This is a genomic window from Pseudomonas sp. 1121_17 (genome assembly GCF_052850745.1).
The window spans coordinates 829,481-853,551 of sequence record NZ_VXCX01000001.1; the positions used below are offsets into that span (position 1 = coordinate 829,481).

Sequence of the window (24,071 nt, forward strand, 5' to 3'; positions counted from 1 at the left end):
GATGTACCGCCTGGGTACGACACAGCCAACTCCTTGGAGCACCGACCATGAGCATGGAATTGATGGTCAAGGCCATGAAGACCAAGGTTGGCAATCCGCTGCGCAAGCTGGTGCTCATCAAGCTGGCCGACAACGCCAGTGATCAGGGCGAATGCTGGCCGTCGTATCAACACATCGCAGACCAGTGCGAGATCGACCGTAGTACCGTTCGCAAGCACATCAAGCACCTGGAGATGCAGGGTCTGGTGCGCATCGAAAACCGTGACGGCCCGAAGGGAAACAGCTCGAACCTGTACCGCATCACCCTGTGCCGACCTGTAGGCCCAAGCAGCACCCCTGTAGGCCCAGAAAGCACAGGTGTAGGCCAACAGCCTACAGGGGGTGTAGGCCCAGAAAGCACCAGAACCAGTCACTCTTTTGAACCAGTCACTGAACCAGTAGAGCGGACGGTCGCTGGCGCTCCCTCGGCGAAGAAGAAGGCTGCGAAGTTTGACCCGATGACCTGCAAGCCTGCCAACGTCAGCGATCAGGTCTGGGCCGACTGGTGCCAGCACCGTCGCGAGATCGGCAAGCGACTGACCAAGACCACCTGCGAGCGCCAAGCCAAGACCCTGGCCGGCCACCACTCGCCTGATGCCGTGATCAACCAGTCCATCAGTAACGGCTGGACCGGCCTGTTCCCGGAGAAGGTGCTGCCAGGTGCCCAGCAGGGCCAGCGCCGGCAGACCAATGAACCTGACTTCAACGACTCAACCTGGGCCGAAGGGCTGATGGTGCGCAAATGAAATCAGCCAACCAACTGATGGCTGCGATGGCCAACCGTCCGCCAGAACTGCACGGCGGGCCGGTGGTGGTCTCGATCGAAACCGCCGAGGTGGTCAACGACCTGTTCCGCCGCCTGCGCGGGATCTTCCCGGCCTGGCGCCAAGCGTGGCCATCCACTGAGGCCCTGGCCGCTGCCAAGGAAGAGTGGATCAAGGAGTTCGCCTCCGAGGGCATCCGCACGCTCGAGCAGATCGAGTTCGGCATCGAGAAGTGCCGCAAGCTCAAGAAGCCTTTCGCGCCGAGCGTGGGCGAGTTCATCGCCATGTGCCAGCCGACGCCCGAGGACTTCGGCATGCCGGCGCCGGCCGCTGCCTGGGTCGAGGCCCTGCTGGGTGTGTACAGCCACGAGGGCGTGAAGATCGCCGCCGTGGCCACCGGCCTGTTCGACCTGCGATCGGCCCAGCAGAACGACAAGGGCCTGCAGGCTCGCTTCGACCGGGCATACCAGATCGTCCTGCGCCGCGCCCAAGAAGGCGAACCGCTCGACGGCAAGATCGCCACCGGCATCGGCCACGACAGCCAGAAGAGCCAGGCACAGCTGGCCGACGAGTACGCCAGCCAACGCCAGGCCCGGTTGCTCGAAGTCCAGCAAATTCCCAGTGGTGCAGCCGCGTGCCGTGCACACCTGCTGGCCAAGTTGAACATCAAGCGCGCCGGGCAGCCGGCTGGGGAGGGGGTGTGATGGATCCTCGTTACCAAGACGCCAAGCGTCAGTGGGAAAAGTTCGTTCATGAAGAGACCGCTGCCTGGCCCAGCGACAAGCCCAGGATCATCGTCGAATACTCCGTCTTAGGTATGGGCTGGGAAGAAAACGGCATCTACGGCGTTCGCGGCAAGGTGAGCGTTGAGCGCCTCCAGAGCATCGAGAGCCAACTGAAGACCGATGAGGAAATTGGCGAGGCGCGTCATTGCGTAAATGGCGAAGGCGACTACCTGCTGGTCGTGGACTATGACGGCGGCGAAACCGATGAATACGGGCGAGTCATCTACTCACCGTACTGGGATATCAGCGTGATCGGTTTCCGCACCTTTGAAGTAATCATGGACGGACTCGTGGCTGGGCTCGTGGCTGGCGAGGAGAAGCACTGATGGACACCAACAAGATGCGCGACATCAGCCGCGAGCAGTTCGAGGCGAAATTCCCAGTTCCTTCCGGCGTGGCCTGGAAGGAATCCATTGGGATGTATGAGGTAGTGGACATCTGGAAGCTGGACAAGCCGATGACCATCGGCAGGTACAACTGGCTTTGGGAAGGATGGCAGGCCAGTCGCGAGGCTGTGTCCATTCAATTTCCCGACATGAAGAGCGAGCAGTACTGGGAGCAGTTCAAGGATGTGGAAGGCGAGTCGTTCATCTTCTCTAAGTACCTCGGGCACCTCACTGCTGCAATCAAGGCCCAGGGCCTGAAGGTGGCGCCATGATCTTCACCCTAGAGATCGACGGAAAGCTCAAGAAGTGCTTGGTGCGTGAGCCCTATTGCTCGCAGCTGAACCAGTGGAATTCGATGCGAGCGCTGCAGAAGCCAGGTAGCGAAGGCTTCGATTTCGCCAAGGATGCGCTGCGACAAGTTGCGCGCGAGTGTGTTGAGGCCGGTGCCTACGAGGTGCGCGAATGACTGATTTCGTGATGCACAGCATGGCCGACGTCAATCGTCTCTTCGGCATCCTGCAGGCCCAGGACTTCACCCGGCCCAAGAAAATCGTCATCAAGGACCAGGACCGCAGCGGCGAGCAGAACAAGAAGCTCCACGCCTGCCTGAGCGATATCGCGAAGCAGGTCGAGCACGCCGGCAAGAAGTGGGACGTCCTGATCTGGAAGCGCCTCCTGACCGCCGCCTGGCTGCGTGAGGCGGGCGAACGGCCTCAGCTGATACCTGCACTCGACGGCAACGGCTTCGACGTCGTGTACGAGCGCACAAGCCAGCTCAGCGTGAAGCAGTGCGCGAGTCTGCTGGAGTGGATTCAGGCGTTTGGCGCTGAGCATGGCGTGCGGTGGAGCCAGAAGGATCTTTGGGGAGGGCAGTTCTGATGTGCATTTGGTTTGAAGTTACCCCGCTGCATGGAAATCCGGCAGAGGTCGAGACATCCACCCACCTGGCAAAGGTTGTTGGCTGTGAGATCCAAGACCTGCCGACCAGCAGCGGCATGCCGATGGATGATGACGAATGCCTTTGCGATCTGGACATCACGGCATTCGAGGCGAAATTCGGGTACAGGTATGAGGGTTGCGAGACGACTTTCGACAACATGCTGATCGAGGTAACTCCGTGCGCGTAGCCCTCAAGGAAGTGAAGCAGAAGACCTGCAAAGCCTGCGGCAGCAAGTTCAACCCCAGCTTCAACAGCACGCAGGTGGTGTGCAGCATCAAGTGCGCCCAGGCTCATGCGCCGGCGAATCACGAAAAGGCCCGCAAGGCCATCGCCCAGCGCGAGCGCCGAGAGATCAAGGTCCGCAAGGAGAAGCTCAAGAGCCGCGCCGATCACCTCAAGGAGGCTCAGGTGGTGGTCAATCAGTACATCCGGCTGCGTGACGCTGACCTGCCGTGCGTGAGTTGCGGTCGCTTCCATGACGGCCAATGGCACGCAGGGCATTTCAAATCGGCCGGTGGTCACCCTGAGTTGCGTTTTGAGCCGCTCAATATCTGGCGCCAGTGCGCCCCATGCAATACCCACAAGTCAGGCGACCTGGTGAATTACCGGGCTGAGTTGGTGCGCCGCATAGGCGCTGAGAAGGTTGAGTGGTTGGAAGGGCCTCATGAGCCCAAGCGGTACACGATTGAGGATTTGAAGGCGATCAAGGTGCGCTATCGGGCGCTGATTCGAGAATTGAAGGGTGCAGCATGAACTGGACACCAACCGACACCGGCCAGCTCCTGCTGCTGGCCATGGCCATCTTTGGCGCCTACTGCATCGTGCGGGGCATGCGTATCTCGAGTCGTTTGAAGAAGGAGCAGGGCCTGTGAACTATCAGAACGTGGTATCTGCGGTAGTCCGCGCCCTGGCGGCAGAGACGATCAACAGCGCTGGCGGGTGCGACTTCGAGCCGAAGGTGCAGGCCGCCAAGCAGAAGGGCGCCATTGTGGGAAAGGAGGCTGCTTTCCTCATCGACTGCATGGTGCACGCCAGGCTGCGCACCCAGCTGGCCACTGAGCACTGGCTGGTACTGGTGGCGCAGTACTCCACGCACGCCGAGCGCAAGCACGAAGCCATCATCGCAATTGCCAAGGCCATCCGCTCACCTGCGCCGGAGCGATTCCGTCACGCCGCGGTGGTGACCTGGGCCATGCCGAAGCTGCCCGGGCAGGATGGGAAGCGATCGACAAACGTTTTGCCGGCCGCCTGGTACTGTATGGATAACTGGCTGGATGAGCCCGTCGCCGAGCGCACCCAGTACCGTTGGAAGGCAGGGCTATGCAAAGAACTTCGGCGCCGTGTAGACCAGGCGCTCACCGAGGCTCAGGAGATTCTCGATGCGGAGGGCCTCATAGAAAAAATTGCCGCTTGACGATTAGTGGCAGGGTGGCATACATTTACCTCTATCTTGTCCTTCTTGCGTGTTAAGAATGACGAACCAAAGCCCGGCCACTGAGCCGGGTTTTTTTATGCCCGCAAGAGGGCCTCAAGAGTCCCGGACGGGGCGGAGCAAATATGGACCCAACCGACCTTGGCCCAGGCACAGCTACCTGGCTGGGCGGAACGGGCACCGTATTGCTGGGCGGCTTCCTATGGCTGCGCAAGTTTCTCTCCAAGGATGCCGCTGACCGCGCCATGGATAACGCCGACATCGGCACCGTCCGGCGCTTGAATGAACTGCTCGACTCCGAGCGTGAGGCCCGCAAGCTTGCCGAGGCCCGCGCCGATCAGTTCGCCAAGGAGCGCAATGACCTGGCCGCAACCGTTGGCCGCATGGAAGGGAAGATCGAAGCCCTGACCAGTCAGGTCGCAAACCTCACAGAGCGGGTGACGCTTCAAAGCGACGAGATCGCCCGTCTGCGCATCAAGCTGGGAGGTACTACCTGATGGACAAGTGCGCAATTCAGTTCATGGCCCGCCATTGGTGGCGCCGGGTAGAGGTGTGGTTCATCGCGATGTTGCTGGTGACCGGTGGTGTGTTCTTCGGCTTCCAGCTCGGCCAGTGGGCGCTGGCTGACTCCTACCGCCAGCAGGTCGCCGAGATCCGCGCCGCCTACGACGAGGCCACGCTGCAACGTGACCATCGCCTGGATGAGCTGACCCGCAAGACCAGCACGGCAGCCGACAAGGCGACCAAGGCAGCGACCACTGCTACCAAGGCGGCTGACAAGGCTGATGAGGCCCTCAATCGGGTATCGCCGTAGCCGCGCCACAAAATCATGAAGTGCCATTTCGTGGCGCGGGGGAAGCATGAGCCGACCAATGCCGCCGGCCGACCTGCTCGAATCGCTATGGCTCACCCTGCAACCTGCCCCTGATGTATGGGAGTGGATACAGGCCGAGATCCTCGCCACCACTGGCAGCATCCACAACGAAGAGCATGCTCACCTCATCGACGCGAATGTCGGCGTGCTGTGGGCGTCGTCTGCGTTCGCGAAGAAGGGTAGGACGGTGCTGGGCCAGGCCGAGCAGCTGATGATCCGGGCGGGCGGTTGGCAGAAGGCCCGACAAGAGCAGCAGATGCGTGACTGGTTCGGCGAAGAGCCTGAGTTCCTGATCACCCTTGCCGCTGACTACTGCGCCCAGTGCACTGAGGCTGAGTTCTGCGCCCTGGTCGAGCACGAGCTCTACCACATAGCGCACAAGCTCGATAAGTACGGCGCCCCGGCATTCACCCAAGACGGCCTGCCCAAACTTGAGATGCGTGGGCATGACGTCGAAGAGTTTGTCGGGGTGGTTCGCCGGTATGGCCCAAGCCCTGACGTACAGCAGCTGATCGACGCTGCAAGCCGGCCGCCTGAGGTGGCCAAGATCAACATTTCGAGGGCCTGCGGAACCTGTCTGCTCAAGTCTGCCTGACCCCTGACAGACCTAAGACGGAATAGAACCTATGGCGGCCCTGAGCAACGAGGTGAAAGCCTTCATCGTTCAGGCCTTGGCCTGTTTCGATACCCCTGCGCAGGTAGCTGCCTCCGTCCGAGATGAATTCGGCATTGAGGTGACCCGGCAGCAGTGTGAATCACACGACCCTACCAAGAGCGCTGGCAGAGACCTGGCCAAGCGCTGGCGGACTCTGTTCGAAGACACTCGCAAGCGTTTCCGCGAGGAGACGGCAGAGATACCGATCGCCAACCGCGCCTACCGCCTCCGGGCTCTGGCCAGGATGGTCGAGAAGGTTGAGGGCATGCGCAACTACGGGCTTGCACTGCAAATCCTGGAGCAGGCAGCCAAAGAGGTCGGCGACGTATATGTGAACCGCCAGACAAAGAACGAGAACCCCCATGACAACGCGCCTCCATCTCGGGTGCAGGTAGACGTGGTGGATGCGAGGAAGCCTGATGCCGACGCTTAACGTGCCGCAGGCCAGATTCCTCCAGATGGAGAACAAGTTCCGTGGCTTCGTGGCCGGCTTCGGGTCCGGTAAGACCTGGGTGGGATGCGCGGGCATATGCAAGCATGTGTGGGAATGGCCCCGGATCAACTCTGGCTACTTCGCCCCGACCTACCCGCAGATCCGTGACATCTTCTTCCCAACCATCGAGGAGGTCGCTTTCGACTGGGGTCTGAAGGTCAAGACGAAGGAGAGCGACAAAGAGGTCGAGTTCTACAGTGGCGGCCAGTACCGCAGTACGACCATCTGCCGCTCGATGGAGAAGCCGCAGACCATCGTGGGCTTCAAGATCGGGCACGCCCTGGTCGATGAGCTCGATGTTCTACCTGCGCTGAAGGCTGAGCACGCCTGGCGCAAGATCATTGCCCGGATGCGCTACAACGTGCCGGGGTTGAAGAACGGCGTGGATGTGACGACGACCCCCGAGGGGTTCAAGTTCGTCTACCAGCAGTTCGTGAAGCAGCTTCGCGAGAAGCCAGCGCTGCAAGGAATGTATGGTCTGGTGCAGGCCAGCACCTTCGATAACGAGCTGAACCTGCCGCCGGACTATATCCCCTCGTTGATGGAGTCGTACCCGGCCCAGCTGATCCTGGCCTACCTGAATGGCCAGTTCGTCAACCTCAACGCCGGATCGATCTACCACGCCTACGACAGGAAGCTGAATTCATGCTTCGACACCGTTGAGCCTGGAGAGCCCCTGTTCATTGGCATGGACTTCAACGTCGGCAAGATGGCCGCGATTACGCATGTGAAGCGGCCTGACGGGAAGCCGAGGGCGGTAGACGAGCTCACCGACGGCTTCGACACGCCGGACATGATCAGGCGTATCAAAGAGCGCTACTGGCGGCACAACGGCAGGGACTACGAAAAGACTTGCGAGATCAGGATCTATCCCGATGCCTCTGGCGGCTCTCGCAAGTCGGTGAACGCTAGCGAGACGGACATAGCCATCCTGCGCCAGGCCGGATTCAGCGTGGTCGCACCAAACGCCAACCCACCGGTGAAGGATCGCATCAACGCCATGAACGCCATGTTCTGCAACGCGAATGGCGAACGCCGCTACCTGATCAACCCGCTGCGCTGCCCGACATATGCAGACGGCCTGGAGCAGCAGGTTTGGGCCCCAAACGGTGAGCCAGACAAGAAGTCCGGCGTCGACCACGCGAATGACGCGGGTGGCTACTTCATTCATCACGACTACCCGATCATCAAGCCGATGACGAACATCCCCGTTACGTTCACTTTCTGAGGCCACCATGCCGAATTACAGCGCAACCCGGCAGGAGTACAACGACGCTCTGCCGAGCTGGAAGCTGGTCAAGCGTTGCGTGGCCGGCGCCCGGGAGATCCGCAAGCACGACGAATACCTGCCCATGCCTGATCCGACGAATCGGTCTGACGAGAACCTGGAGCGGTATCAGCAGCTCAAGAAGCGGGCCATGTTCCTCAACATCACGGGGCGTACGCGCACCGGCTTGCTGGGGGCTGTGTTCCGCAAGACCGCCGAGGTCGAGCTTCCCGATGCCGTGCAGTACCTGCTGGAGAACACCAGCGGCGACGGCACGAGCCTTGAGCAGGTCTCCAAAGAGGCCGTGGGCGAGTGCCTGGACACTGGGCGCGGCGGATTCCTGGCTGATCACCCTCGCGTAGAAGGCGAATCAGGCCGTCCGCGCACCGCTGCTGAGTCAGCAGGCATGCAGGCATGGATTCACCACTACCCAGCGCTGAGCATCATCAACTGGCGCGAGGATGTGATTCAGGGGCGCAAACGGCTCACTCTGGTGGTGCTGCTTGAGCTGATCAACAAGCCCAGCGAAGACGGCTTCACCTTTGACCCGGTCGAGCAGTATCGGGTGCTGCTGCTCGACGGCGGAACCTACAAGCAGCGCGTGTACAGCGACGATTCGCCAGATGGCGAGGAGACAATCCCGACCGACAAGGCCGGCAAGCCATTCGACCACATCCCGTTCCACTTCTACGGCGCCGAGAACAACGACGCCGCCGTGGACAAGGGGCCGCTCGAAGATATCGCCGACGTGAACGTCCTGCACTACGGCAACAGCGCCACGGTGGAGGAGGCCGGCTTTATCGCCTCGCAGCCAACCCTGTTCATCACCACCAGCGTCTCGACTGACGACTGGGTGAAGAGCAACCCGAATGGCATCCACATCGGCTCTCGCCGCGGGCACAACCTGGGCGCCACCGGCTCAGCAGTGATGCTGCAGGCTCAGGAAACTCAGCTTGCCCGCGAGCTGATGAAGGACAAAGAAGACCAGATGTTGATGATCGGCGCCCGGATCGTCCAGAAGGGCGGCGGCGCTGAGACTGCAGAGGCTGTGCGCATCCGCTACAGCTCGGACAACTCGGTGCTGGGCACCATCGCCGGCAACGTATCCGAGGCGATGAAGCTGGCCATCCTTGAGGCTCAGCGCTTCATGATGGGCGAGCCGAATGAGGCGAAGACGGTCTTCTGGCTCAACCAAGAGTTCTTCGACGAGACCATGGACGCCCAGATGATCATGGCTCAGGTGCAGCTGTGGCAGCAGGGCATCATCGCCAAGCGCGACTTGCGGACGAACCTGCGGCAGGCCGGCACCATCGAGTCGGATCGCACCGACGACGACATCGACGACGACATCGAGGCTCAGCCGCCTGTGACCGGCAACGCCGCGGGCAATGATCCGCCACCAGGTGAAGTAGATGAGCAGTGAAGGCTATCTGGCTGACGCGACCACTCGCCATCAGATTTACGTGCAGCGCTACGCCGCCGGAAACCTGAAACGGGTGGCCAAGTTCATCACCAAGGCCATCAGCACCGCCAAGGCTGCTGTACGCGGCGGCCTGAGCGCCTACGGCACGCGCAGGTACACCAGCGAGATCGACGCCTTGCAGCGAGACCTGCAGGGCATCTACAGCGACATGAAGGGCCAGGCCATGCTGGATCTGGGAGAGTTCGCCGGTTATGAGGCGGCGTTCAGCGCTCGGATGATTGGGCAGGTGGTAACCGCCGTGGTGCAGACGCAGGTGCCGGCGGCTGATCTTGTCGCTGCTGCTGCGCTGGCTGACCCGATGCTGCTTGAGGCCCGCGCCGGCGTACAACGCATCAGCATTGCTGGCGCGCTGGACCAGTTCGGCACGGCCAAGTCGGCCCAGATCGTCGGTGAGATACAGATCGGGTCTGCCCTGGGCGAAACCAGCCAGCAGATCACCCGGCGCCTGACCAGCATGCATCAATTGCAGCAGGACCAGGCATCGGCACTGGTGCGGACCATGACCAACCATGTGGCCAGCACGGCGCGGGCTGAGACGTTCAAGGCCAACGAAGACATCTTGGCCGGCAAGCGCCGCATCGCCACTCTGGATGGCCGCACATCGCCGTTCTGCCGGTCGATCGACAGCACGGTCGTGCCATTCAGCGCTCCATCGCCGCCGTTCCACTGGAACTGCCGGACGTCGGAGATACCGGTGCTCAAGCCTGAGTTCGAGCGGGAGATTCCCGGCTCGGTCAGGCCGGCAGTGGGGCCTGATGGTGCTGAGCAGGTGTCGAGCAAAACGACCTACCAGCAGTGGCTCGCCCGCCAGCCTGCCGCGTTCCAGATCGATGTACTCGGCCCGGCCCGCTACAAGCTGTTCAGCAAAGGCGAGCTGACCTTGGACAAGTTCGTCGACCAGAACGGCAAGCAGATCACGTTGGACGAGCTGAAGCAGCTTGAACCGCGCGCCTTCGAGCGTGCAGGACTTTGACGAAGAGGACTCATCATGGACAACCAGCACAAGAAGATCACCGGCTACCGCGACCTCACCCAAAGCGAGATCGACGGTATGAACTCGATCAAGGCGCTGGAAGCCGACGCCGGCGAACTGTTCAAGCAGATCGGCCAGATCGAGGGCGTGGATCAGCGAACCTTGGCCCTTGCCAAGACCAATCTGCAGCAGGGATTCATGTGGTTTGTGCGCTCGATCGCCAAGCCGGCTGACCCGTTCTCCTGAATTCACAACTCGAACACCAAGCCGGCCCTGAGCCGGTTTTTTTACGCCCGCGGCTGAGCCAACGGCAAATCATCCGGGGGATGACATGAAATACCTGATCGACAAAGCAGCATTCGACGCACTCGAGCCAGCCCTGCAGGCCCTCTACAAGGCCCAGGGCGAAAACTACGTGCTGGCGGTTGAGGGCTTGCCCCAGGCCGAGGACGTGGAAGGCCTGAAGCGCCAGAACCAGACCCTCCTGGACGAAGCGAAGGCCGCCAAGCAACGCGCACGCGATGCCGAGCAGCAACGCGAGCAGCAGGCCGTGGAGGCCGCGAAGGCCAAGGGTGACTACGAGTCGCTCTACACCAGTAGCGAGCAGGCCCTGGCCGCCGAGCGGCAGAAGCTGGCAGATCTGCAGACCGGTATCGAGAAGCGCGACCTTTCCGGCGCAGCTTCGAAGGTCGCGGCATTGATTGCCGATGGCCCGAACGCCGAGATCCTCGCCGAGTTCCTCGAGCGCCGGCTGCGCATTGTCGATGGCCAGGTACGTGTCACCGATGCCAGCGGGAACCTGACGGTATCCACCCTGGAAGACCTCGGCAAAGAGTTTCAGAAAGAGCCGCGCTACGCCTCACTGGTGCGCGGCTCTCAAGCCAACGGCGGCGGGGCTGCTGGCGGCGGCGGTGGCGGGGCCACCAAAACGTGGGACCAAATGACCGGTATGGAGCGAGTTGAGCTCCGCCGAAACGACCCCGCCGAGCACGCGCGCCGGAAGGCCGCTGCACAGGCCAAGTAAAGGAAAACTGCAATGCCAACCATTCTCTCCGACGTGGTCTTCCGCGACGAACTGCGCGACTACATGCGCGTCAACACCGTCGAGAAGACTGCTTTCTTCCAGTCGGGCATCCTGGTCAACAACAACGACATGTCGACCCTGCTGTCCAGCCCATCCAACACCTTCACCCTCCCGTGGTGGGTCGATCTGGATGCGTCCATCGAGTCGAACTACTCGAACGACGTTTACACCGACATCGCTGTGCCGCTGGCAGTCACCAGCGCCGAGATGCAAGCCCGCGCCGCCTACCTCAACGAAGGTTGGGCTGCGATGAACCTGGTGAAGAACATCACCAACCAAGACCCGCTCGAGTTCGTCGCTAGCCGCTTGACCAGCTACTGGCAGCGCGTGGCTCAGCGCCGCACCATCGCTACCGTCGTGGGCATCTACAACGACAACGTGGCCGGCAACGGCGGCGACATGGTGGTTGATGCTGGCGGCCCGATCACCGCTGCCGCAGTTATCCGCGCCCGGGCGACCATGGGCGACTACTCGCCGCAGATCGTTACCCCGAACGGCACCAAGGCTCTCAGCGTGATCGCCATGCACTCGGCCGTCTATGCCGAGATGTCGATCCTGAACCTGATCGACTTCACTCCGATTGCCGATCAGGTTCCCGAGTTCGGTCGCTACCAGAACATGCTGGTGGTGCTCGATGACGGCCTGCCGGTAATCGGTACCGCGCCCGATCAGAAGTACCTGTCGATCATCTTCGGCCCTGGCGCCATCGGTTATGCCGAGGAGCAGGACGAGAACGACATGGCCTACGACCGTGAAGAGGCCCGCGGCAACGGCGGTGGTGCCGAAACCCTGTGGACACGCCGCAACTTCGTTGTGCACCCGCTGGGCTACTCCTTCCTGTCCGCGACCATCACCGGCACCCCAGGCACTACCCGCCCGGTATCGGCGAACTGGTCCGATCTGGCCCTGGCCACCAACTGGGAGCGCAAGTGGGCGCGCAAGCAGGTGCCGCTGGCGTTCATCACTTCCACCTTGGGCTCGTAACAGAGCCATTTCGAGGAGATAACCATGGCACTCGCAAAAGACAACCACATCGACCCCAAGGGCAAGGCGCGCTGGGGCTTCGGCGGCAGCGTTGGAGAGATCACGGTCGGCCCGCAGACTGTGGGCGAGACCGGCGGTGTTGAGTCGGTACGCACCGAGCCTGACAACTCCGGCGCGCATAACAACGGCGGCGGTACTGGCGATGGCGAGCAGGTCCAGCAGCTGCAGCAGGTCAACTCCCAGCTGGCGGCCGAGAAGGAAGACCTGCAGGAGCAACTGCAGGCCCTCCAGCAGGCCGAGCAGGACCGCCTCGCCGCCGAGAAGGAAGAGCAAGACCGGCTGGCGGCCGAGAAGCATGTCGACGAGCTGAAATCCAAGCTCGACGCCGCTGGCGTTACCTACCGAGCCAATGCATCGACCGAGTCGCTGCAGAAGCTGGTAGACGATCTGCCCAAGTAATACCGGGGCTTCGGCCCCACTCATTTCAGCGGAGGCCTGATGGCTACCTACATCACCGTCGATGACGTCGACGCCATCCTCGGCTCAGCCTGGGCGCCGGCCGAAAACAAGGCGCTGGCGGTCATGCAGGCCAACGCATACCTCACGGCACTTCACCTGTGCGGCGTCAACATGGATGCCGTTCCTGATGAGGTGAAGCAGGCCGGGGCCCAGCTGGCTCTGGTCGCATCTACCGGCCAGCTGTACCAGCAGCAGACTGAGGGCTCGCTGGAGGCCAAAACGGTCAAGGCCGGATCGGTATCCACGAGCCGCACGTTTGCATCAATCGATCGCAGTGCCGCAGGTGCTCAGCCGGAGGGTGTTCAGTTCGCCCTGGCGCTTGTATCGCCCTGGCGCTGCAACACCTTCAGCTTCGCAGTGAATCGGGGGTAGTCGTGGGTCTTCGTGACGATATCCAGACCGACCTGGCCGCGGCCTTCGATGACGACCTTGCCGATGCGGTTGTGCCGTTCATCGGCAGCTACCTTGGGCCTGGCGTCTGGGACCCGGTAAGCGAGACCACAACAGCGCAGCCCGTGACCTACTCCGGGCGCGGCGTGCTCGACAGCTACGATAGCCGGCGAATCGACGGGCTGAACATCCTGGTGGGTGACGTGCTGCTGATCTGCCTGGCGAATGAAACTACCGACATCCCGGCGGTTGGCCACCAGATCACGGCTGATGACCTACTCACTGGCGAGCCGGTCACCTACCGCATTGTCAGCCCAGGCATCGACCCTGCAAAGGCGCACTACGAGATCCAGCTGAGGAGATAGTCATGAGCGTTTTCCTGTTGCAGGGCCTGGATTCTATGGCGCTTGCCTTGGCGGAAGCAGGGCACGTCTGGACCAATGCCGAAAGACACGCCTACGAAAGCCTAGTTCGCGAGCTAACTCGGCATGGCTAAGCGCGGGTGGAGCACGCCACCAAGCCTCTTCGCTGGCGTCGTGGAAGAGCAGCTGTCGCAGCGCGTGCGCGTAATCGCCATAGCCATGCTCAACGAGATCGTGCTGCGGTCGCCAGTCGATACTGGCCGATTTCGGGGCAACAACATTGTCAGCGTTGGTGCACCAGTGTACGCCAGCACCCTGAGCGTCGATCCGGCTGGAGCAGAAACTATCCAGAACGGAGTCAGGGCGGTAACCGGCCTGGAGCCCTACACGCAAGTCTTCATCCAGAACAATCTGCCTTATGCAGGCGCGCTTGAGGATGGACATTCCCAGCAGGCGCCGGCTGGCATTTACGCGGTGTCGTTCAACGGCGTCGCCGAGGCCTACAGGACATGACCTTCGAACAAATCCGGGCCATCGTAACTGGTCGCATGACGCAATGGGCGGGTATTCCCGCGTCAGCTGTCGACTACCCGAACAACCCGCAGGGCCCGTTCGATCCGGCTGGCAAGCCAATCTGGGCCAGGCTGGCGGATGTTCCTGGCTTGGCCAGCGCGCCAGAGACAGGCATCGGCCCCTGCGTGCGCCGCACCGGCATCATCATGATTCAGCTGTTCGTGCCCAGCTACAAGGGCACCTTGGCCATCGCCAAGGCCGCCGACACGCTGGTTCAGCACTTCGAGTTCTACAGCGACCCGACCGGTCCTTTCGACTGCTACGCGGCATCAGCCAGCACGATCGGCGACGACGGGCACGGATGGTTCCAGGTAAACGTCTCGATACCCTACAGGGCCTACTGATGAGCCAGACCATGAAGGTTCGCTTCAATGGCGAGGTGGTAGATCGCGCAGTTGCGCACACCACCAGAGCCATTCAGGAAGACGGATCGCTCGTTGAGTACGCCGAGCCGTTGCTTGAGCAAGACGAAGTGGTCTTCAGGCCCGACGACGACCCGCTGCCGATCATTGTGGTCCGCACCATACCGGCCTGACCAAGCACAAAATCTGCACCGCCACATGGCGGTTTTTTTACGCCTATCGATAGGAGAAACACCCCATGTCCAGTGGTGCCAAGGTATCAACCGCCTGGAAACGCGAGGTAACGCCGGGCATCACCCCGCCAGGCGATTGGAACGTGCTGACCCGTGTCAGCTTCGGCCTGGTGCCGACCTACAACACGGAAGAGAACAACGAGATCGGCGCCGACCGCATGGCCCAGGGCACCGCCCAGACCACCGTGGATGTTGGTGGCGATATCGAAACCAAGCTGCGCTACGGGGCATTGGACGAGTTCATGGCCTCGTGCTTCGGCAAGGACTGGGTCGGCAACGTGCTGACCATGGGTAACGACCGCATTTCGTTCTCCATCGGATCGTACGCCAGCGATGTCGGCATCGCGGCCATTGCCCGCGGCGCCCAGGTCGCGACCATGAACTTCGAAGTCCCAAACGACAACGAAATCACGGTAACCACCACCTTCGCGGCCATCGACTGGTCCGACAAGGCCGACAACACCTCGTTCATCCTCAACCCGATTGCCGAGGCGCACCAGCGCCGCTACGGGTTCAAGGACGTCACCGGCCTGAAGATCAACGGTGTGCAGCTGGGCGAAGATAACGCCTGCGTCGACAGCTTCAACCTGCAGTTCGACAACGCCGTCCAGACCCAGCGCTGCATCGGCAACGGCAATCCGTTCCCGGGCAACATCATCCCGACCACCTTCACCCCGTCCGGCTCTATCACCATGAGCTGGTCCAAGACTGCCTACGAGTACTGGAAGGCGCAGCAGACCGGCGATGCCCTGAGCTTCGAGTTCACCCTGAACAACGCCGATGGCGGGTACACCTTCTTCCTGCCTGAGATGGAAGTTAGCGGCGACTGGCCGGACGGTGGGGCCACGGACATCATCCAGGTTGAACTGAGCTACACCGGCCGGCGCATCCCACCGACCATCACCCGCATTCCAGGCCCCGTGGCTATCACCGCCGTTGCCGTCACCCCTGACACCCTCAGCTTGGAAGTCGACGAGACTGCCGACCTCGAGGCAGCGGTAACGCCGGTAGGTGCGAGTCAACTGGTCACCTGGACCTCTTCGGCCCCTGCCATCGTCAGCGTTAGCGCGACCGGCCTGGTAACCGGCTTGGCCGTCGGCACCGCCAACATCACTGCGACCAGCGCAGCAGACGGCACCAAGACCGACACCTGCGCAGTCACCGTCACCGCTTAACCCTTTGCCCGGCGCGCCCTGCGGTGTGCGTCGGGCCTTTTACCGAAGAGGAATACCATGGCCTTCACCATCGCAAAGAAGCCAGAACTGGACGTCAACGGTCAGCGCTGGGTCGAGTTCGCCCCGGGCGCCGAGATTCTGGTCGGCTCCATCGCAAGTCCGCTCTACAAATCCCATCAGGCGCTTATCAACCGCCACCTGGCGCTGATCAACCAGCAGGCAGGCGTGGGCACTGCCGAATTCAGCCTGGGCGCCATCCCTGACGTCGAGCTGGAAACCGATGACGACCTGTTCATCGAGCCGCCAAGCACCTGATCAAGGACTGGAAAGGCGTAGACGTTGAAGAGAAACCGGGTGAGCCGGCCGCCTACACGCCAGAGCTGTGCATCCAGCTCATCAAGCAGATGAACAGCGTTTACTTCCTGGCGCTTCGCACTGCGACAGATATCGCGCGCCGCGTTGAAGCGAATGCCCAAGCCACCGCTGAAAAGTAGTTGCGGCATACCTGTGGGGTAGAGACTGGGCCGGCGAGGCGAACGAAAAGGCTCGCTGGAAGCGAGACCGCCTAAAAGGTGTGTCGCCAGTGCCGCCGCAGCCCGAGATTGACGGCGTAACCGCTGAGATCCTTGAAGCTTACGGATACATCAGTCGGTCCCGGCAGTACGTAGGCATGGTCGGCGCGCCCGCGCCAATCGCGCCGCTGGCGATCACGGAATACCTCGGCCGCTACCCATCAGCGATATGCCGCGAAGAGTTCGACGCCGCTGTCTTCGCCCTCGACGATCAGTTCCGCAAGCACTGGGATGAGCAGCACGAGAAGGCCCAGGCCGCTGCTGAATCCAAAAACAAACCCAAGAGGCGTTGACGCCGGAGGATGACATGGCGCAGGAATCCCGCCTGGCGGTAACGATCGACTCGCGGGGCGCCAAGCGCAATGCGGACGACCTGAAAGAATCTCTGGAGGGCGTAGAGAAAGCCGGCGAGGGTGCATCAAAGAGCACGGAGGGCTTGTCGGCAAGCTTGGATGAGCAAAGAAAGGAGCTCTCGCAGCTGCTCGGACAGATCAACCCTACCGTTGCCGCGCTCGGCCGCCTGGATGAAATGCAGGACAAGTTGGCCAAGCTCAAGAAAGCCGGAATAGTCGAGAGCGAAACCTTTGTAGAGTACACGCAGCGCATAAACACCATGCGCGATGCCCTTGGTGAAACTGGAAACGGAATGAAGAAGGCCGAGATGTCGGCCAAGGCATACCAGGCTTCATTGAGAGGGATTCCGGCTCAGTTTACTGACATCGTAGTCAGCCTTCAGGCAGGCCAGGCGCCCCTCCAGGTGTTCCTTCAACAGGGCGGCCAACTCAAGGACATGTTCGGCGGCATTGGTCCTGCGGCGCGGGCTTTGGGTGGATACATAATCGGTCTTGTCAACCCGTTCACGGTTGCAGCCGCCGCCGCTGGAGTTCTCGCTCTGGTCTTCTACGACGCAGAGAAAGAGGTCAGCGCCTTCAATAAATCGCTGTTCGCCGGCGCTGCTAACTCAGGGCAGACGACAGAAGGACTGTCGCAAGTCGCCAAATCAGCTGCCCAAGTGACTGGTGATCTGTCCGAGGCAAAGGCTGCCGTAATTGCCCTTGCTGCATCCGGTCGCTCCAGTGAAACCCAGTTCAGAAATTTGGCTCAGGCATCGTCAGCTGTTGCCAAGTTTACCGGGCAAGCTGCAGATGATGTGGCGAAGTCGTTCGGCGGGCTCGGAGACAGCGCCACCAAGGCGGCGCAGAAAATCAGCGAGCAGTACGGGCTGGTGACTGCGGCCCAGTATGAAGTCATTGCAGGGCTGGAAAGCCAGGGCAAGAAGCAGGAAGCGCTGGATTCGTTGAGCGAGTCACTGAACGCCAATGCGCAGACAAGGCTTCAGCGGTACAGGGACTCCCTGTCAGAGCTTGAGCGCGATTGGGACGATGTCGGCACTGCCATCAGTAACGCCTACGCCAAGGTCAAGGCAGAGCTCTTCCCTGACGACAACAAGCAGATCGAGATCGCGCAGCGCATCTTGGACACGAGAAAAGAGGGTGGCTTTACCGGAGCGCTGTCTAACCTATTCAGCTTTGGCGACAACTCGAACCAGGCTCTTCGCTCTCAGATAAAGACTCTGGGTGAGCGCCGCGATGCCGCTGCATCTGCAGCCAAGGCTGAGGCAGACGAGACGAATGCCAATCAGGGGCGAATCGCTGCAGCGGCCCGCTGGGCGAGCTCTCAGCTGGAGTACTTGGACAAGGAGTCCAAGAAGCGAAGTGAAATAGCCGAGGCCCGCGAGCTTGGGCTGAAGGCCGGCAGGAGCGAAGAAGAGATCGCCAAGCGCGTGGCGGCTATCGAAAGCAAGTACGCAGATAAAACCAAGCCGAAGACGCCTCGCCAAGATGAGCGCGGCGTGGCTGAAGCTCAAAACACCTTCGCTCGCCTGTACAACCAGTACGACCCTGCCGCCCAGGCCGCCCGCACGCTTACCAAAGAGCAAACCCAGCTCGACCTAGCCTTGAGCAAAGGCAAAATCAGCCAGGAGGAATACGGCAAGGCGCTGGCGCAGGCCTCAGTCAACTACGCCGCAGCAATCAAGGGCGCACAAGGCCTCACCCAGGCCGAGCAGTACCGGGCGCAACTTGAGCGGCAGTTGGCCGGCCAGCGGAATGAGTACAGCGTCGCAGCAGCCGGCGTGGGCATGGGAGACCAGCAGACAGCGCGCATGCAGCAGCGCGTGCAGCTCGAGCAGCAGACCAATGACCGCATCCTTCAGCTGCGCACCGAACTGGCCAACGCCACGACGGAGAAGCAGCGGCAGGATCTGCAGGCGCAGATCTCGCTGACTCAGGAGTTCCTGCCGAAACAGCAGGCCGCGCTGACGGCTGGCTGGGCGCAGATGGATCAGGCGATGCTCAACCCAATCAATGGTTGGACGGCGGCACTGCAGAACTTCCAGGTCAGCGCGACGAACGTGGCCGGGCAGACTCAGGCGCTGTTCACGGGAGCATTCGGCAGCATCCAGTCCAGCGTAGGCAGCGCCTTCCAAAGTATGGCCTTGGAGGGTCAGACCTTCGGGGAGTCGGTGACCAACGTCACGCGAAGCCTGCTCGGCAGCGTCATCAACTCGCTTGGCCAGATGGCCGCGCAGTGGGCCATCAACCAAACGATGCAGTTGCTGTTTGGGCAGACCTCGGCAGCAGTTGCGGCCCAGCAGATTGCTCAGGCCGGAGCAGTTACCGCAGCAGAAACCGCTGGGGCGGCGACGGTCGCTACAGCCAAGGTTGCCGCTGACGGTGTAGTTACAGCATCCAGCCTTGCGGCAACGGCAACTACCACCGCAGCCCAGACAGCTGCAGCAGGAACAACGCTGGCCGCTTGGCTGCCGGCCGCCCTGGTCGCATCCATCGGTTCGTTCGGCGCTGCTGCCGTGGTTGGCGGCGGCGCGCTGCTGGCTGCTTTCGCGCTCATCAAAGGCTTCAGCACTGGCGGATACGTCTCTGGCTCTGGCACGGGAACATCGGACAGCATCCCGGCGCGGCTCAGCAACGGCGAGTTCGTTGTGAACGCCAAGGCCACGTCCCGCAACCGGGAGCTGCTCGAGGCAATCAACTCGAATGAGCGGGTTTCCTTTGCCGGCGAGAACGTCTCGGTCAACAAGATCAGCAGCTCGGGCGAACAGTCCGGCGCAGCGCAGCAGACCAACGTCTATGTGAACCTGGTTCAGGACCAAAGCCGGGCCGGCACCGTTCAGCAAAGCACCAGAGATGACGGCAGCACCCAGGTTGATGCCTTCGTGGCTGACATCTTCGGCGGCGGCGACCGGGCACAAGCCCTTGAAAGCGCATACGGACTGGTCCGACAGGGATCATAACGAGGAGTGGCAATGATTCAGTACCCGGCAGAATTGCCACTGCCCCTGCAAGAGGGGTACGGCCTCAGCACGGTCGACCCCATGCGTGCAACCCCGATGGTTACGGGTCGCAAGCGTTACAGGGTGGTGCACAGCTACGTGCCGACCGAGGTGAAGTTCAACTTCAACTTCGACGAGGCGGAGGCTGGTTTCTTCGAGGCCTGGTATGCGCGGACCCTGTCGAACGGCATGGAGTGGTTCGAGATGCCTCTGCAGACGCCGGCCGGATTCAAGGCCTATCAGGCGCATTTCACTGGGATCTACCAGGGGCCTGACCTCACCCAGGTCAGCCGCTGGAGGTATTCGGCAATCCTCGAACTTAAGGAACGGCCACTAATTCCCGGTGGATGGGAGCAGTTCCCAGATTACTGGTTCAACAAGAACGTAATCGACCTGGCGATGAATAGGGAGTGGCCAGAAGCATGAGCCTGATCGAAGAATGCTACGCCTCGGGGAAGGGCGAACTGGTCGACACTATCGAGGCGCGGGAGGAGGGCAGCACGTTCTCGCACCTCTACTGCTCCGGCTACCAGGATCGAACCTGTGTGACGGAGGACGGCAGGACGCTCACCTTCGTCGCCCTGGCCATGGATCTGGCCCTGCCGAAGAACGACAACAGCGGATTCCAGAACATCGTGATCGGCATGGACAACGTCACCGGCGAGGTCCAGGAGGTGGTTGAGGCGGCCAAGGAAGCCGGCAATCGCATCTTCATCACCTTCCGCCGATACCTAGCCTCCGACCTCTCGTTCCCCGCGGAGCGTTACCGCATGACGGTGCTGAGCCGGGAGTATGAGGACGATGTGGCCAAGCTGACGTGCGGCTTCTTTGACCTGCTCAACACCAACGGCATCCGCAGCATTCTCACCGCCTCCCTGGCACCCGGCCTGAAGTACATCTGACCATGATCGAGAAATTCATGCGCGCCCCGTATCGCGAGGGTGCACGGGGGCCTATTGCCTTCGATTGCTGGGGGCTGTGCATCGCCGTGCGACACCTGATGTTCGGGCTGCCTTTGATGCCGACCCTCGGCGCTGTTGGAAAGGACCGAATCCGCGAGAACACCAGCGCCTACCACGATCTGCGCCAGGGCATGGAGCAGTGCCAGCCTGAGCCGGCGGCGATTGCTGCGGTGTTCCGCGGCGAGCTGTGCCTGCATGTGGGCGTGGTCGTGATGAGCGAAGGCCGACTCAAGGTCATCGACACAAACCCCGGTGGCGCCTGCCTCCGGACAACCGGCGAGTTCGAAGCCGCTTACCCAAGGGTGGTGTATTACCGTGATCGAGTTCTACCCGAACAAGCTAAGTGACACGGCGCCCTTGGGCACCTGGAAGACTGACCGCCGACAGAAGATCGAGGAGTGGCTGAAGAGCCAGGCACCGTCCTACGAGCGACGCGAAAGCCCGCCGATCAGCGTCGTCCTGAATGATGAGCTGATCGACCAGGCGCTGTGGCACAAGGTCAGCTTCAAGCCGTCCGACTTGCTGCAGATCTACATGGAGCCGAAAGGCACCGACCCGTTCTCGATCACCTATGCGCTGTTCGCAGGCGCGAAGGCCGTGCTCAAGGCGATCATGCCGAAGATGCCCGGCATGCCAAGCAACGTCGGCGCGCAGCAGGGCGACCCCCTGTCCGAGGCGAGTGCCAAGGGAAACAAGATGAAGCTGGGCGATGCTGTCCGGCAGATCGCCGGCTATCAGCGCACCTATCCGTCCTACCTGGCCCAGCCGCGCCGCCGATTCCTTGGCCCGCGTGATCAGCGGGTCGAGATGCTGCTGTACGTGGGAGAGGGTGAGTACAGCATCCCGGCATCCAAGGTCAGAGTCGGTGAAACGCCGCTCATCTCGCTTGGCGCCGACGCGACCTTCGCCATCTACCAGCCTGGCGAAGATCTGTCGGCCAACAGCGCCCACATCAACTGGTTCAACGTGCCCGAGGTCGGCGCTAGCTCCAGCGGCTCAGCCGGTCTTGAGTTGACCTTGGCAAGCAACCTGACCAGGTCCTCCAGCGCCACTGCCTACCAGTTCAACGGTTCCTCGATCAGCGTGCCTACGGGGTCAGGCCAATTCCCCAGCGACTGGACCAGTGGGATCATCATCCGTGTCATCGCCCCCTACACCTATACCGTGGTGGACGGCGGCGCGGGTCGAGACATCGTGCGTGGGCCGCTGGAGATGCTGAATCCGACGGTGGGCATGCTGATTGAAGTCGCTGGCTCAAACGCCGGGATGTACGTGGTCAACAGCTACACGCCATACAGCCCGGCAATACCCGCCAGCCCTGGTTCTGCTTCAACCCTTACTGGATCCGCCGCACCGACCCGGTATGACTTCAACGTCACCCCGCTGGTCTTCACCATCAGCCGGGGCGCGACGAACTACTCGGTAACGCTCAATGCCGCGACCACGAACCTGGCTGGACTGGTATCGGCGCTCAACACCCAGCTGTCGGCAACACCGATCCGCGCCGAGGAAAGCTCTGGGCGCGTTCGATTCGTTGAGCAATCCCCGTTCGCAGGGCAGGCCGTCTCTTCCTCTGGGGCGTCAACGATTCTCGGGGCTTCCCCGGTTGGCGTGACGGGTACTGCCACAACCAGCGGTTCGCCCGAGCAGTTGGCAGAGATGACGCTGAACTACGACGGCGGTGCGCCGGTGGTGGGCCTCACCATTGGCCAGGGCCTGGCCTCGATTGGCCCGCGCGGCCTTCGATACCGGATCACTGCCTTCAGCACCACGCTGATGGCCGTCGAACGCCTGACCTCATCGGGCTCGACCGACACCGGTTGGCCTGGCTTCAACGCCATGCAGACCGTGAGCGGGATCATCAGCCTGGACGTGACGAACCTCACCGGCGGATATCGCGGGCCCTTCGCTTGCTGCCCTGAGGGGGAGAAGGTGACCGAGCTGGAGTGGAGCGTCTTCTTCGCCAACGGGCTCTGCGGTCTGGGCCGGGAAGGACAGATCTATGGAATGGCCGCCTACCACACGCTCGAGTACCGCGACATGGATACGGCCGGAGCTTGGACCACCCTCACCAAGGTGTCTACTGGCGGCTCTTTGGACGCCCAGGGATTCACGTACCGCGCGACCCTGCCATATCCGATGAGGGCAGAGGCGAGGGTTAGAAGAGAGGCTAGCTACAGCAATGAGGCGAGGGACGACATCACCTGGTACGACATGCGCGGACGGATGCAGAATTCGCCCACCAGCTACCCCGGCCTCACCGTCATCGCGCTGGACATAAGGGGCGGCGATCGCCTCTCGGCTCAGTCTGAGAGCCAGGTCAGCCTTGAGGCAACCCGGATTCTGCCGCTCTTCAGTGGAGGGGTCTGGCTGCCGAAGGGTCCTACCCGGGACATCGTTCCCTGGTGCCTTGCTCAGCTCAAGGCGCGCGGTTACACCGACGATGACTTCGACCTGCCTGAATGGGCTGCCTTCCACGCCACCTGCGCAGCGCGGGGCGACACGTACGACGAGACCCTGGACTCGTCGATCACCGTCAAGGAAATGGTAAACAATGCGCTTGCCTGCGGCTTCGGTGAGCTCGTCGTGTTCAACGGACTGTTGCGCCCCGCGCGCGACGAGAAACGCTCAGTCTTCAGTGTCGAGTACGGACCAAAGACGCAGACATACTCCCCGCAAAACATGACCAAGATGCTCAAGATCAACGGCTCCATGCCGTCGATAAACGACTTCGATGGTGTGGATGTGGAGTACTTCTCCAGTTCGACGTGGGCGTGGGAGACGGTCGAGTGCCGCTGGCCGGGCGACGAGGGCCTGAAGGTCGAGAGGGTGAAGGTAGTCGGATTCAGCGACGAGACTCGAGCCTGGCGCTTCGGCATGCGGCGGCGCGGACACCAGAAGTACCGCACGGACGTGTACAGCTGGGAAACCGAGATGGATGGCCGCAACAGCGGGTATCTGACGTTCGCCGCGGTTGCCGACGACACGCCGAAGCGCTGCCAAAGCTCCATTCTGCTCGACTTCGCGGTTACCGGTGCCGGGACTCTGCTCAGATCCTCCGAGCCGCTGGACTGGAGCGCAGGCGGCGAGCACCGGCTAGGCGTCCGCAAGCTGGACGGGACACTGGCCGGGCCATTCACCGCGGTCAGGATTGACGACTACACGGCGCAGGTGGATGACCTCGGCTTCACGCCGGTGGTCGACGGCCCGCTGGAGCCGCCTCACATACTGTTCGGCCCCGTCACGCGCTGGGCATACCCAGCACTGATCACCAGTTCAGACCCCGCCAACGGAAACGTAGCGGTGAAAGCAATGCCATACGACGACCGCGTTTACACCTACGACGATCAATTCCCGCCGGCCTGACCGGAACCTATCGAGCATACCCGCCATTGAGCGGGCTTTTTCATGC

35 protein-coding genes are annotated in these 24,071 nt (G+C 61.8%); all 35 read left to right on the forward strand.

Annotated elements, in window-relative coordinates; translation table 11 throughout:
• Window positions 1-47: 47 nt before the first annotated feature.
• The 35 genes from FW789_RS04135 (at window position 48) to FW789_RS04305 (ending at window position 24,025) form a co-directional block, all read left to right on the forward strand.
• A complete protein-coding gene (locus FW789_RS04135; RefSeq protein WP_446430984.1) occupies window positions 48-785 on the forward strand; it encodes a helix-turn-helix domain-containing protein in 738 nt (245 codons plus the stop codon).
• Complete coding sequence (locus FW789_RS04140) at window positions 782-1,507, forward strand: replication protein P (RefSeq protein ID WP_446430985.1); 726 nt, start codon at window positions 782-784, stop codon at window positions 1,505-1,507. The genes FW789_RS04135 and FW789_RS04140 overlap by 4 nt, the downstream gene beginning before the upstream one ends.
• On the forward strand, window positions 1,507-1,914 hold the full coding sequence (locus FW789_RS04145) for a hypothetical protein (protein ID WP_446430986.1): 408 nt from the start codon (window positions 1,507-1,509) through the stop codon (window positions 1,912-1,914). Before FW789_RS04140 ends, FW789_RS04145 begins: the two co-directional genes overlap by 1 nt.
• On the forward strand, window positions 1,914-2,246 hold the full coding sequence (locus tag FW789_RS04150; protein WP_446430987.1) for a hypothetical protein: 333 nt from the start codon (window positions 1,914-1,916) through the stop codon (window positions 2,244-2,246). Before FW789_RS04145 ends, FW789_RS04150 begins: the two co-directional genes overlap by 1 nt.
• A complete protein-coding gene (locus tag FW789_RS04155) occupies window positions 2,243-2,440 on the forward strand; it encodes a hypothetical protein (protein ID WP_446430988.1) in 198 nt (65 codons plus the stop codon). Before FW789_RS04150 ends, FW789_RS04155 begins: the two co-directional genes overlap by 4 nt.
• Entirely contained in the window at window positions 2,437-2,853 is a 417-nt protein-coding gene (locus tag FW789_RS04160) for a recombination protein NinB (RefSeq protein WP_446430989.1), read from the forward strand. The genes FW789_RS04155 and FW789_RS04160 overlap by 4 nt, the downstream gene beginning before the upstream one ends.
• Window positions 2,853-3,101, forward strand: a complete 249-nt coding sequence (locus FW789_RS04165) for a hypothetical protein (protein WP_446430990.1) — start codon at window positions 2,853-2,855, stop codon at window positions 3,099-3,101. The genes FW789_RS04160 and FW789_RS04165 overlap by 1 nt, the downstream gene beginning before the upstream one ends.
• Entirely contained in the window at window positions 3,092-3,667 is a 576-nt protein-coding gene (locus FW789_RS04170) for a recombination protein NinG (protein WP_446430991.1), read from the forward strand. Before FW789_RS04165 ends, FW789_RS04170 begins: the two co-directional genes overlap by 10 nt.
• Window positions 3,664-3,786: a hypothetical protein gene (locus FW789_RS04175; protein ID WP_259075463.1), complete on the forward strand. Its 123-nt coding sequence runs from the start codon at window positions 3,664-3,666 to the stop codon at window positions 3,784-3,786. Before FW789_RS04170 ends, FW789_RS04175 begins: the two co-directional genes overlap by 4 nt.
• Complete coding sequence (locus FW789_RS04180) at window positions 3,783-4,328, forward strand: hypothetical protein (protein ID WP_446430992.1); 546 nt, start codon at window positions 3,783-3,785, stop codon at window positions 4,326-4,328. The genes FW789_RS04175 and FW789_RS04180 overlap by 4 nt, the downstream gene beginning before the upstream one ends.
• Window positions 4,329-4,471: 143 nt before the next feature.
• Window positions 4,472-4,843, forward strand: coding sequence for a hypothetical protein (locus tag FW789_RS04185; protein WP_054915223.1), 372 nt, complete (start codon window positions 4,472-4,474; stop codon window positions 4,841-4,843).
• Window positions 4,843-5,160: a hypothetical protein gene (locus FW789_RS04190; protein WP_446430993.1), complete on the forward strand. Its 318-nt coding sequence runs from the start codon at window positions 4,843-4,845 to the stop codon at window positions 5,158-5,160. The genes FW789_RS04185 and FW789_RS04190 overlap by 1 nt, the downstream gene beginning before the upstream one ends.
• A 46-nt stretch (window positions 5,161-5,206) precedes the next feature.
• Window positions 5,207-5,815, forward strand: coding sequence for a putative metallopeptidase (locus FW789_RS04195; protein WP_446430994.1), 609 nt, complete (start codon window positions 5,207-5,209; stop codon window positions 5,813-5,815).
• A gap of 31 nt (window positions 5,816-5,846) precedes the next feature.
• The gene (locus FW789_RS04200; RefSeq protein WP_446430995.1) at window positions 5,847-6,308 is read left to right on the forward strand and encodes a DUF2280 domain-containing protein; all 462 of its coding nucleotides are present in this window, start codon (window positions 5,847-5,849) and stop codon (window positions 6,306-6,308) included.
• Window positions 6,295-7,596 carry a terminase large subunit domain-containing protein gene (locus tag FW789_RS04205; RefSeq protein WP_446430996.1) on the forward strand — a complete coding sequence of 434 codons (1,302 nt, stop codon included), beginning with the start codon at window positions 6,295-6,297 and terminating at the stop codon, window positions 7,594-7,596. The genes FW789_RS04200 and FW789_RS04205 overlap by 14 nt, the downstream gene beginning before the upstream one ends.
• 7 nt (window positions 7,597-7,603) lie before the next feature.
• Window positions 7,604-9,058 (forward strand): DUF4055 domain-containing protein, encoded by a 1,455-nt coding sequence (locus tag FW789_RS04210; RefSeq protein WP_446430997.1) that lies wholly within the window; start codon window positions 7,604-7,606, stop codon window positions 9,056-9,058.
• On the forward strand, window positions 9,048-10,091 hold the full coding sequence (locus tag FW789_RS04215) for a phage minor head protein (RefSeq protein ID WP_446430998.1): 1,044 nt from the start codon (window positions 9,048-9,050) through the stop codon (window positions 10,089-10,091). The genes FW789_RS04210 and FW789_RS04215 overlap by 11 nt, the downstream gene beginning before the upstream one ends.
• A 15-nt stretch (window positions 10,092-10,106) precedes the next feature.
• The gene (locus FW789_RS04220) at window positions 10,107-10,337 is read left to right on the forward strand and encodes an Acb2/Tad1 domain-containing protein (protein ID WP_019751353.1); all 231 of its coding nucleotides are present in this window, start codon (window positions 10,107-10,109) and stop codon (window positions 10,335-10,337) included.
• A gap of 85 nt (window positions 10,338-10,422) precedes the next feature.
• Window positions 10,423-11,115 (forward strand): hypothetical protein, encoded by a 693-nt coding sequence (locus FW789_RS04225; RefSeq protein ID WP_446430999.1) that lies wholly within the window; start codon window positions 10,423-10,425, stop codon window positions 11,113-11,115.
• A gap of 12 nt (window positions 11,116-11,127) precedes the next feature.
• A complete protein-coding gene (locus tag FW789_RS04230) occupies window positions 11,128-12,159 on the forward strand; it encodes a hypothetical protein (protein ID WP_446431000.1) in 1,032 nt (343 codons plus the stop codon).
• Between the two features lie 24 nt (window positions 12,160-12,183).
• Window positions 12,184-12,618, forward strand: a complete 435-nt coding sequence (locus tag FW789_RS04235) for a hypothetical protein (RefSeq protein ID WP_446431001.1) — start codon at window positions 12,184-12,186, stop codon at window positions 12,616-12,618.
• 39 nt (window positions 12,619-12,657) lie between these two features.
• Window positions 12,658-13,050: a protein singed gene (locus FW789_RS04240; protein ID WP_446431002.1), complete on the forward strand. Its 393-nt coding sequence runs from the start codon at window positions 12,658-12,660 to the stop codon at window positions 13,048-13,050.
• Window positions 13,051-13,052: 2 nt separating this feature from the next.
• Complete coding sequence (locus FW789_RS04245; RefSeq protein ID WP_446431003.1) at window positions 13,053-13,433, forward strand: glutamate 5-kinase; 381 nt, start codon at window positions 13,053-13,055, stop codon at window positions 13,431-13,433.
• A gap of 2 nt (window positions 13,434-13,435) precedes the next feature.
• On the forward strand, window positions 13,436-13,564 hold the full coding sequence (locus FW789_RS04250; protein WP_446431004.1) for a hypothetical protein: 129 nt from the start codon (window positions 13,436-13,438) through the stop codon (window positions 13,562-13,564).
• On the forward strand, window positions 13,557-13,943 hold the full coding sequence (locus FW789_RS04255) for an HK97 gp10 family phage protein (RefSeq protein ID WP_446431005.1): 387 nt from the start codon (window positions 13,557-13,559) through the stop codon (window positions 13,941-13,943). Before FW789_RS04250 ends, FW789_RS04255 begins: the two co-directional genes overlap by 8 nt.
• Window positions 13,940-14,347, forward strand: coding sequence for a phage tail terminator-like protein (locus FW789_RS04260; protein ID WP_446431006.1), 408 nt, complete (start codon window positions 13,940-13,942; stop codon window positions 14,345-14,347). The genes FW789_RS04255 and FW789_RS04260 overlap by 4 nt, the downstream gene beginning before the upstream one ends.
• Window positions 14,347-14,538 (forward strand): hypothetical protein, encoded by a 192-nt coding sequence (locus tag FW789_RS04265; protein ID WP_446431007.1) that lies wholly within the window; start codon window positions 14,347-14,349, stop codon window positions 14,536-14,538. Before FW789_RS04260 ends, FW789_RS04265 begins: the two co-directional genes overlap by 1 nt.
• A 65-nt stretch (window positions 14,539-14,603) precedes the next feature.
• Complete coding sequence (locus FW789_RS04270; protein ID WP_446431008.1) at window positions 14,604-15,773, forward strand: phage tail tube protein; 1,170 nt, start codon at window positions 14,604-14,606, stop codon at window positions 15,771-15,773.
• A gap of 57 nt (window positions 15,774-15,830) precedes the next feature.
• The gene (locus tag FW789_RS04275; RefSeq protein WP_446431009.1) at window positions 15,831-16,088 is read left to right on the forward strand and encodes a hypothetical protein; all 258 of its coding nucleotides are present in this window, start codon (window positions 15,831-15,833) and stop codon (window positions 16,086-16,088) included.
• A 268-nt stretch (window positions 16,089-16,356) separates the two neighbouring features.
• Window positions 16,357-16,638: a hypothetical protein gene (locus FW789_RS04280; RefSeq protein ID WP_446431010.1), complete on the forward strand. Its 282-nt coding sequence runs from the start codon at window positions 16,357-16,359 to the stop codon at window positions 16,636-16,638.
• A 14-nt stretch (window positions 16,639-16,652) separates the two neighbouring features.
• Window positions 16,653-19,658 carry a phage tail length tape measure family protein gene (locus FW789_RS04285; protein ID WP_446431011.1) on the forward strand — a complete coding sequence of 1,002 codons (3,006 nt, stop codon included), beginning with the start codon at window positions 16,653-16,655 and terminating at the stop codon, window positions 19,656-19,658.
• A 12-nt stretch (window positions 19,659-19,670) separates the two neighbouring features.
• Window positions 19,671-20,123 carry a transposase gene (locus FW789_RS04290; protein WP_446431012.1) on the forward strand — a complete coding sequence of 151 codons (453 nt, stop codon included), beginning with the start codon at window positions 19,671-19,673 and terminating at the stop codon, window positions 20,121-20,123.
• Window positions 20,120-20,599, forward strand: a complete 480-nt coding sequence (locus tag FW789_RS04295; RefSeq protein ID WP_446431013.1) for a DUF1833 family protein — start codon at window positions 20,120-20,122, stop codon at window positions 20,597-20,599. Before FW789_RS04290 ends, FW789_RS04295 begins: the two co-directional genes overlap by 4 nt.
• A gap of 2 nt (window positions 20,600-20,601) precedes the next feature.
• The gene (locus tag FW789_RS04300) at window positions 20,602-21,006 is read left to right on the forward strand and encodes a hypothetical protein (RefSeq protein WP_446431014.1); all 405 of its coding nucleotides are present in this window, start codon (window positions 20,602-20,604) and stop codon (window positions 21,004-21,006) included.
• Window positions 20,975-24,025, forward strand: a complete 3,051-nt coding sequence (locus FW789_RS04305) for a host specificity factor TipJ family phage tail protein (protein ID WP_446431015.1) — start codon at window positions 20,975-20,977, stop codon at window positions 24,023-24,025. Before FW789_RS04300 ends, FW789_RS04305 begins: the two co-directional genes overlap by 32 nt.
• The last annotated feature ends 46 nt before the right edge of the window (window positions 24,026-24,071 follow it).